The sequence below is a fragment of the Acidobacteriota bacterium genome, assembly GCA_022562055.1.
Lineage (GTDB): Bacteria > Actinomycetota > Acidimicrobiia > Spongiisociales > UBA5794 > BMS3BBIN02.
In genome coordinates, this window is record JADFQA010000012.1 from 73,719 (window position 1) to 80,266 (window position 6,548).

Annotated in this window: 6 protein-coding genes and 3 tRNA genes; 2 read left to right on the forward strand and 7 right to left on the reverse strand. The window is 57.7% G+C overall.

Annotated features, from left to right (window positions below; genetic code table 11):
- Positions 1 to 3: 3 nt before the first annotated feature.
- Positions 4 to 855: a MaoC family dehydratase N-terminal domain-containing protein gene (locus tag IIC71_05995; GenBank protein ID MCH7668740.1), complete on the reverse strand. Its 852-nt coding sequence runs from the start codon at positions 853 to 855 to the stop codon at positions 4 to 6.
- Positions 856 to 936: 81 nt separating this feature from the next.
- Here IIC71_05995 and IIC71_06000 point away from each other — a divergent pair, with 81 nt between their 5' ends.
- Both IIC71_06000 and IIC71_06005 read left to right on the forward strand, forming a co-directional pair.
- Positions 937 to 2,250, forward strand: coding sequence for a hypothetical protein (locus IIC71_06000; protein ID MCH7668741.1), 1,314 nt, complete (start codon positions 937 to 939; stop codon positions 2,248 to 2,250).
- Between the two features lie 223 nt (positions 2,251 to 2,473).
- Complete coding sequence (locus tag IIC71_06005) at positions 2,474 to 3,484, forward strand: IS30 family transposase (GenBank protein ID MCH7668742.1); 1,011 nt, start codon at positions 2,474 to 2,476, stop codon at positions 3,482 to 3,484.
- A gap of 38 nt (positions 3,485 to 3,522) precedes the next feature.
- Here IIC71_06005 and rpmG read toward each other — a convergent pair whose 3' ends face one another.
- The 6 genes from rpmG to IIC71_06035 all read right to left on the reverse strand — a co-directional run bounded on the left by rpmG (position 3,523) and on the right by IIC71_06035 (position 6,272).
- Entirely contained in the window at positions 3,523 to 3,684 is a 162-nt protein-coding gene (gene rpmG / locus IIC71_06010) for a 50S ribosomal protein L33 (GenBank protein ID MCH7668743.1), read from the reverse strand.
- A gap of 93 nt (positions 3,685 to 3,777) precedes the next feature.
- Positions 3,778 to 4,968 (reverse strand): elongation factor Tu, encoded by a 1,191-nt coding sequence (gene tuf / locus IIC71_06015; GenBank protein MCH7668744.1) that lies wholly within the window; start codon positions 4,966 to 4,968, stop codon positions 3,778 to 3,780.
- 43 nt (positions 4,969 to 5,011) lie between these two features.
- Positions 5,012 to 5,085: transfer RNA gene (locus IIC71_06020), tRNA-Met, on the reverse strand.
- 58 nt (positions 5,086 to 5,143) lie between these two features.
- Positions 5,144 to 5,215 (reverse strand) — tRNA-Thr (locus IIC71_06025).
- Positions 5,216 to 5,250: 35 nt separating this feature from the next.
- Positions 5,251 to 5,333 (reverse strand) — tRNA-Tyr (locus IIC71_06030).
- A gap of 78 nt (positions 5,334 to 5,411) precedes the next feature.
- Positions 5,412 to 6,272, reverse strand: coding sequence for a M48 family metalloprotease (locus tag IIC71_06035; protein MCH7668745.1), 861 nt, complete (start codon positions 6,270 to 6,272; stop codon positions 5,412 to 5,414).
- Positions 6,273 to 6,548 lie beyond the last annotated feature (276 nt).

A 6,548-nucleotide genomic window follows, 5' to 3' on the forward strand; every position in this document is an offset into this window, starting at 1 on the left:
GGGTTACTCGCCGGCTTGCAGAGTCGCCTGGCAGGTCACCAGTGTTGTTTCGCCGCCGGTAAGACTCAACGTCACCCGAGGGCCGCCGTCAGTGTTCGTGCGCGTGCCTGATACCGCCGCCTGATCACCGGGAAACAACGGGTTCTTAAATCGTAAACGGGCATCGGCCAGCGGGGAGTCGCCGGCTGTGGCCGCGGCCGCGATCTGGAGCAGCCACGACGACATCAACAGTCCGTGAACAACAATTCCCGCAAGACCAGACCGAACCGCCGCGTCATGATCGAGATGCACGGGGTTAAAGTCGCCACTCACCCCAGCGTATCTGACGAGGTCAAGGCGGCTTGCGGATTTCGCAATGGGACCAATCTCGGTACCGGTCATGACCCCCGGTGCCGGCTCGTTCTTGGCGGACATGTCGACGGCAGGCTCTGCCTGCCCGGCAACGTCCGCAGTGCCGGCCTCGTCACCCATCAAGAACACAGACGTCGATTTCACGGAGGAACCATTGTCTCCCGCGGCACTAGCTTCGAGCGTCACGAAGTTCATTGCACCACGCGAGCGAACCGAAACAACACGCGCTGACACTGTCCAAACCGAACCGTGGGTAAGCGGCCCTGACCACGCAAAACGCTGATCAGAGTGGACCAGAACCTTTGTGAACGGAGCTACATCGGGGTCGCTGAGAAACTGGGGTGCAATGGCGAACAGGAGCGCTGCCGCAAAGGATGGCGGAGCGGCGGTCACCCAACGCGAGGCGTCATCTCCAGTGGTCTCAACAAACTGGCGCGCAAGCGTCTCTGACAGATGGAGAGTTGTCGGACCGTAGGCACGGCCTTCAACGGACGAGAGTGACATTTCGCGAGCATACCGTTGGATGCCGCTTCCAGTCGAACGAATGCTGCGGCACATGCGCCATACGCAGGTACGATTCGCCCCATGGTCTCACGTCGCCTCTTCGGCACCCTGATTGGTGCGGCGTTCGTCGTTGCCGCCTGCACCGGACAGTCAGCCGACCGGTCCTCGCTCACCACATTGGCACCGCTCGCGACCACCACCAGTGCGGCAACGACAACGAGTACGTCGACGACCACCACATCGACGACGACCACCACAACGGTCCCACTCTTCTCAGCAACCGGGGTGGTTACGAATGCGCAGGGGGCGGCGCTTGGCGGTGTCACGATTCAGTCGGGCGGCGTACAAACGACTTCGTTTCCCGACGGTTCGTTCATTCTCGAGGATGCACCGCTAGGTGTTGTGGTCGCGTCGCGACCGGCATGGCTCACCGCGCAGCTTGTCTGGAATGGGGAATCGACGCTGACCATCGTGATGGAGCCGAGAATCGTCCGAGCCATCCGGGTGTCGCGGGCTGTGGCAGCAGATCCGGCAGCGTTCGAGCGCATCCTCACCATTGCCGACACGACGACGGTGAATGCGCTCGTGTTCGACACAAAAGATGAGTCGGGGTATCTGCTCTACAACTCCGAGGTCGCAAAAGCTTCCGAGATCGGGTCGAACCGCGACGTCTATGACCCGGCAGCGTACATTCAACGGGCCAAAGACCACGACCTCTACACCATCACTCGTATCGTCACATTCGAAGACGCTGTTTGGGCGAAGGGTGATCCGTCCGCTGTGGGGGCCGGGTCGTGGATCAACGCGACCGACGAATCGACGTGGGAGTATCCACTCGCACTCGCCGCCGAGGCTTGCGAGCTCGGATTCGACGAAATCCAATTCGACTACGTACGTTTCCCATCGGGGAGAACCGCGACTCGCCTGCGCCAGACCATGCCGACCACTCAGGACCTGCGCGTCACAACCATAGAATCGTTTCTTTCGCAGGCCCAAACATTGCTCCACGCAATGGGTTGCGCAATCTCGGCCGATATCTTTGGGATCGTGATGACGTCGCCAACCGACGAGGGCATCGGGCAGCGCCCCGAGGAGCTATCAGCCGTAACCGACGCGCTCAGCCCGATGTTGTACCCGAGTCATTTTGGACCGGGCTGGATAGGCTTCGACGACCCGAACGACTTCCCCGGCCCCGTCGTGGCACACTCGCTCGATCTGGGAATACCGAGGCTGACTGGCACCGCGGTCGTACGGCCGTGGCTTCAAGGGTTCTACTACAACGCCGCCCAAGTGCGTATCCAGATCGAAGAAGCCGAAAATCGGGGACTCGGCTGGATTGTGTGGAATGCCAACGGCAACTACGACACCGACTGGTTCCCGACCGAGACCGAATGACCGTTCTTGCGTCCAATAGTGCAGGATCCTGCGGTGGTCTCAAGTGGTGTGCGCGACGGGGTGACCTTTTTGAGGTGATTTTATGTCTCGTCCAAAGACCCCTTGGCGGGTAGCGCGGGTAGCGCTGTTTGAGTTGGCGAGGGGGGCGTCCATTGATGATGCTGCAACGGTGGCGGGGGTGTCTGCGCGTATGGTTGACCGGTTTGTCAACGAGTATGGGCGGATGACTATACGTGAAACAAAACCACGAGCTAACGCACTCACTTTCGGGGAACGCGAAGAGATATGGATGGGTATCCAACGTGGGGAGTCAAACACTGTGCTGGCGCAACGGTTGGGAAGGTCCCGTTCAACAATCTGGCGGGAGATCACTAACAATGGTGGCCGTGAAGGCTATCGCATGTCCCGCGCCCAGGATCGTGCCCATCGACAGGGACGGCGCCAGCGTCCAACGTGGGTTGAGACTAGGCCGTGGCTGTGGGATGTCGTGGTTGGGTTGTTGCTTTACGAGAAGTGGTCACCCGAGCAGATCGCTCACCGGCTTCGCATAGAGCACCCCAATGATTCATCATGGTGGGTGTCACACGAAACGATTTATCAAGCTATCTACGTCCAAGCCAGAGGCGGGTTACGTGAAGAACTCATGGCCTGTCTGCGTAGCGGGCGCACGGCACGTAAACCGCAGCGTCGTGGAGTGACCACTGGGGGCAGGATTACTTCAAAGGTGATGATCTCTCAACGACCTAGCGAGGTTGCTGATCGGGCTGTGCCCGGGCACTGGGAAGGAGACCTCATAGTTGGCAAAGGAAACAAAAGTTACGTTGCGACACTGGTGGAACGCACCACCCGGTTAGGGATACTCATCAAAATTGACTCCAAGGACGCCGGGCATGTTGCTCAACGCCTGAGTGAACATGTTCAGACACTCCCTACCCAGCTCTTCAAGACCCTCACCTGGGACCAGGGAACCGAACTTGCTGACCATGCCGTGTTCACTATCCGGACCGGGGTCCCTGTGTTCTTTTGTGACCCTCGTTCGCCGTGGCAACGCGGCTCTAACGAGAATTTCAACGGCCTCGTGAGGCAATTCCTCCCCAAAGGAACCGACCTCTCCCAACACTCCCAAGCCGACCTTGATGAATACGCCCGACTACTCAACAACCGACCACGTAAAACGCTTAACTGGGACAAACCAGCAGAGCAATACAACCAACTCGTCGCGGCCACAGCTTGAAACCACCTGCACTATTGGACGCAAGAACGGGGGCTTTGCTAGCGGGTCTCCTTGTGCATCACATGTTCGCGACACCACTTGCAGAACTTCTTGAGCTCAATACGCTCACGCGTGTTGGTCTTGTTCTTCGTTGTCACGTAGTTACGACGCTTGCATTTCTCGCAAGCCAAAGTAATCGGCGGTCTCTTGGCGGAGGCCATTGTCATTTCCTCTCAGTGGTAGCGCGAGCCCGGAGATTCCGGGACAGCGTCACCCTCAGTCTTCTTCCAGAACGTGTCTGAAGGTTGTCGTCCCTACTTGATGATTTTGGTGACTCGGCCGGCACCAACAGTCCGCCCACCCTCACGAATAGCGAACCGCAACCCCTCATCCATAGCAATCGGATTAATCAACTCAACCGTCATCTCAGTGTTATCACCAGGCATCACCATCTCCGTACCCTCAGGCAACGACACCGAACCAGTCACATCCGTCGTCCGAAAATAAAACTGCGGACGATACCCATCAAAAAACGGGTTCTGACGCCCACCCTCATTACGCGTCAACACATACACCTGAGCCTCAAACAACGTATGAGGAGTAATCGAACCCGGCGCCGCAATCACCTGACCACGCTCCACATCCTCCTTACCCGTCCCCCGCAACAACAACCCAACATTGTCACCAGCATGAGCCTCATCCAACAACTTACGAAACATCTCCACCCCAGTAACCGTCGTCTTCTGCAACGCCCGAATACCAACAATGTCAACCTCAGACCCAATCTTCAACAACCCCTGCTCAACCCGCCCAGTCACCACAGTCCCCCGCCCAGTAATCGAAAACACATCCTCAATCGGCATCAAAAACGGCTTATCCATATCCCGCTCAGGCAACAAAATATATTCATCAACAGCCGCCATCAACTCCAAAACCTGAGCCGAAGCACCCTCATCACCCTCCAACGCCAACAACGCCGAACCACGAATCACCGGAACCTCATCACCCGGGAACTCATACTCCGACAACAACTCCCGAACCTCCAACTCAACAAGATCCAACAACTCCTCATCATCCACCATGTCAACCTTATTCAAAAAGACAACAATCCGAGGAACCCCAACCTGCAACGCCAACAACACATGCTCACGCGTCTGCGGCATCGGACCATCAGCAGCCGACACCACCAAAATCGCACCATCAATCTGCGCAGCACCCGTAATCATATTCTTCACATAATCAGCATGACCCGGCATATCAACATGCGCATAATGACGATTCACCGTCTCATACTCCACATGAGAAATCGCAATCGTAATACCACGCTCACGCTCCTCAGGAGCATTATCAATCTCATCAAAAGCAGTGAACTGCGTCACCCCACCAACAGTCTCAGCCAACACCCGCGTAATCGCAGCAGTCAACGTCGTCTTCCCATGATCAATATGACCCATCGTCCCAACATTCACATGCGGCTTCACCCGCTCAAACTTCTCCTTAGCCATAACGGCGACTCCTTCTCAAGAGTTGATTCCAACATGTACTGCGTAGCGGCGGGCAGACTTGAACTGCCGACCTCTCGATTATGAGTCGAGCGCTCTCACCGACTGAGCTACGCCGCCTCGTCGAACGTGTTGGCCGTAACAAGACACAACCCGTCCGTGACGCGCAAGCGCGCCGAGCCCTCTCCGGGGATTGAACCCGGGACCCCCGCCTTACCATGGCGGTGCTCTACCACTGAGCTAAGAGGGCGGAATATAGTCGCGCGATTCTAAAACGCAACGCTGTGCCGGGAGAAGGATTTGAACCTCCGTAGGCGACAGCCGGCAGATTTACAGTCTGCTCCCTTTGGCCACTCGGGCATCCCGGCGTAACGGCCAGGAATCATAGCGGGTTCGACTGCGGGCGGATTCTCAACAGCATGTGCGACGCCCCACAATGGAGCGGCCTATCTAATGCCGGAGCCCATCGCCTCGAGACGGGCAATCCGTTCTTCCATTGGGGGGTGCGTGGCAAACATCTTGCCAAATCGGCCGCGTCCCCTGCCGCGGCCGCCAAGCGCTTTGAACGGATCAGCAATGAAAAGCTGCGATACGGCCGGGTCGACATCCATCGGGATACGGCTGGTGCCCTGACCCAATTTCGCCAGAGCCGACGCCAGAGCGAGCGGTTGACCCGTCATCTCAGCCCCGGATCGATCGGCCTGGAACTCACGTGATCGCGAGATAGCCATTTGGATGACAACGGCAGCGAGCGGTGCGAGGATCATCGCCGCGATGGACACGATCGGGTTACCGCCGCGGTTCCTGCCTCGGCCACCCCACATCGCCATTCTTGACAACAACGATATTGCAGCGCCAACCGTGGCAGCTATCGACGAAATGAGAATGTCCCGATTGATGACGTGGGACAGTTCGTGCGCAAGCACGCCCTCGAGTTCGGATCGGCTCATCATTGACACAATGCCTGTGGTCACCGCCACTGCTGCATGTTTTGGGTTACGGCCGGTGGCAAACGCATTTGGTTGTGCAGACTCGATCACATAGATGCGAGGCATTGGGATGCGGTGCGCAGCGGCTAACGACCCGACGATGCTGTACACCTCGGGCTGCTGCTCCTGAGTAACCGGCACTGCACGCGACGACTTGAGTGCGATCTTGTCGGAGAAAAAGTACATCCCCATGTTCAGTGCCGCAGCGACACCGAGCATCACGATGGCACCCCCTCGCGACCCGAACGCAAACCCGGCCGCGACAAGCAGCCCACCGAGAAAGGCCATCAAGGCCGTGGTCTTGAGATTGTTCAACATCGGTCCAAATCCTATCCGAAATCAGCGACAAACAGACATCTCATACACAGCAAGCCGCTATGACACCCACCGACCGTGGTCGCGTCCGCGAATTCTGCCTCGAAAACGGTTGCTGCAAAGGGAAGAAGTCCGCGACGGCATTGATGAACTGTGAACTCCCTCCACGATTAGCTCATCGCCAGGTGGTACAGGGTTCGGGTAGCGGTCAATTCGTGCCGTTCCACAATCCGCGCTTGCGAGGAGACGTACCGCTCAAACATGTCACGGCTGTACGGA

Excerpts from the sequence above, each read along its gene's own strand:
- IIC71_05995 (MCH7668740.1), bottom strand. The coding sequence starts at position 855 with ATGTCACTCTCGTCCGTTGAAGGCCGTGCCTACGGTCCGACAACTCTC.
- IIC71_06000 (MCH7668741.1), top strand. The coding sequence starts at position 937 with ATGGTCTCACGTCGCCTCTTCGGCACCCTGATTGGTGCGGCGTTCGTC.
- IIC71_06005 (MCH7668742.1), top strand. The coding sequence starts at position 2,474 with ATGACTATACGTGAAACAAAACCACGAGCTAACGCACTCACTTTCGGG.
- rpmG (MCH7668743.1), bottom strand. The coding sequence starts at position 3,684 with ATGGCCTCCGCCAAGAGACCGCCGATTACTTTGGCTTGCGAGAAATGC.
- tuf (MCH7668744.1), bottom strand. The coding sequence starts at position 4,968 with ATGGCTAAGGAGAAGTTTGAGCGGGTGAAGCCGCATGTGAATGTTGGG.
- IIC71_06035 (MCH7668745.1), bottom strand. The coding sequence starts at position 6,272 with ATGTTGAACAATCTCAAGACCACGGCCTTGATGGCCTTTCTCGGTGGG.